The organism is Bartonella florencae, from assembly GCF_000312525.1.
Taxonomy (GTDB): Bacteria; Pseudomonadota; Alphaproteobacteria; order Rhizobiales; family Rhizobiaceae; genus Bartonella; species Bartonella florencae.
Map to the genome: position 1 here is coordinate 67,277 of NZ_HE997452.1, position 2,026 is coordinate 69,302.

A 2,026-nucleotide genomic window follows, 5' to 3' on the forward strand; every position below is an offset into this window, starting at 1 on the left:
TACAAACTCTTTGTGATCTGTTGATGTAAATTCTTGCGTCCCTTGGGCTTTGATATCCTTTTCACTGAATTCTTTGCCTCCATAGGTGCTGCCAATCTTCAACTTCGCGTCCGTAAACGCCGTCTTAACATATGCTTTGATTGAAGTGATCAAAGCACCACGAGGTAAGATCCCGATTTTCTCCGTAAGATGCTTATCTTTATGCGATATGTTCAAACGAAAAAAACTCACCTGTTGCGTGTGAAAATTTCTGCCCTGTAAGGGCTTTGGTAATCCTTCTGCCATGTATGTTTTTCCTCAATAATTTACCACAAATTGTACAACAATCACACATTCACCAGACTGAACCTTTTTATCTGTTCTGGCATAAAAGGTTAATTCCTTATCATCTCCAACAAAAACCTTTTGATCGGTTGGTGTAAAATCTTGCGTCCCTTGGGTTTTGATATCTTTTTCACCAAATTCTTTTCCGCTAGCGCTACTGCCAATTTGTAACTTTGTTTCTGAAAAAACTGACTTAACATACGCTTTGATTGAAGTAATCAAAGCACCACGAGGCAACGTCCCTATTTTTACAGTATGACTGGTATCCTCATGAGTAAAATTAAACCGCAAAAAACTCACCTGTTGAGTATGAAGACTTCTACCTTGCAATGGAGGTGGTAAATAATCTGCCATGTTCTTTTTTCCTCTCATTATACTGCTGCTTCACCACTGTAGGTGGAGATAACAATCGTTCCAAAATCTTGTGCTGTTTGTGCACTATTTGGCATTTTGAAACGTGTTTTCTTCATGCCTATCAAAGTCTTGGCTGCCACACCAAATTCACGTTCATAATCAAAATATTCTTCCTTGAGCGTGTAATGTGTTGCACTGTGATTTTTACCAAAACCTATAATCGCACTTTGGGCTCCTAAGAATACCGCACGACGCACACCTTTGAAGGCTGTATGATCGGTCGATTTAACACCGTGAGTGACATGGATTGCTTCACGCAATATAACGCCATTATACATGCCTAGAGAACCATCAAAGATTGGGTTCTTCGCACGAGACGTTGCATAAACGGATTTTTGTATATCTAACCATTCACCGACTGCCGTATTGGTTCGCAACTGCATAACTTGTGTTGGATGCAAATAAAGTACATAAACATCATCACCATTGACGTGAACCGGAGAAATTTGTGGATTGGCAAGTTTCGCTTGCTTAACCGCTTCATCAATCAATTTAAGACTAAAGCTATGTTTGCCTTTATCGGTAAGGTCTTCATCATTGGCTTTATTATCTGGGCGGATAATCCGTTCACTGCTTGGCGCCATGATTTCATTAAAGCCATAATGAACCGGCTTAATATATACTTCTCGACCATCAACATTGATCGTACGCGCTGTATAACCACATACCTGTAAAAAGAACATGATACTTAAACGATTGGCATACCAGCGAACCAAGCCTTCTTTGGCTTTCTTGCGTAAATTTGGCAGTATTCTCTGTTGATCAATCGAGTCATCATTGGCTACACGTGCTGCATGTAAGAGCTCGTTAATGACCAATCGATCATTCATAAATTGAAGCGCTTCTTCATTGCCCTCTAAAGTTTCACCTTGAGTGACACCATCCCCAAACAAATTCACCAGCAAACTGAATGTAACACTATCCCCTGCACTCTTATGGGTTTCGTTGTAAAGCTGGATAATGCTGTTTGAACTTTTGCCAATCAAGGGCGCAATTTTCGTCGCTTTTAAAACTTCATTGCTTAATTTCTGTGACCACAATTTTACCGATTGTGGATCATGAGTTCCTATATGGGTTGTTGCCATTTTGATTTCACCTTTCTTTTCTGTAAAAAAACCGGCTTAAAGCCGGTGAAAAACCCGTATCAAAAACGGATTATGTCGTAAAATTTATTGCCTAATCAGGATCTGCACCCATAATTTCATAAAAACGTGCTTCATTCTTCGGATTAGCTATCCACGCATCAAATTCCTTCTCTGACATATCGGAAAGAGTTTGTTTGGTTATT

The 2,026-nt window shown here is 39.6% G+C and carries 3 protein-coding genes; all 3 read right to left on the bottom strand.

Annotated features, from left to right (window positions below):
* Positions 1–285 (bottom strand): hypothetical protein (locus BN202_RS03065; protein WP_019219065.1); only part of this gene is annotated, 285 nt, incomplete at its 3' end.
* Between the two features lie 12 nt (positions 286–297).
* Complete coding sequence (locus tag BN202_RS03070; RefSeq protein ID WP_034987165.1) at positions 298–678, bottom strand: hypothetical protein; 381 nt, start codon at positions 676–678, stop codon at positions 298–300.
* Between the two features lie 17 nt (positions 679–695).
* The gene (locus BN202_RS03075) at positions 696–1,823 is read right to left on the bottom strand and encodes a N4-gp56 family major capsid protein (protein ID WP_019219067.1); all 1,128 of its coding nucleotides are present in this window, start codon (positions 1,821–1,823) and stop codon (positions 696–698) included.
* Positions 1,824–2,026: the final 203 nt, after the last annotated feature.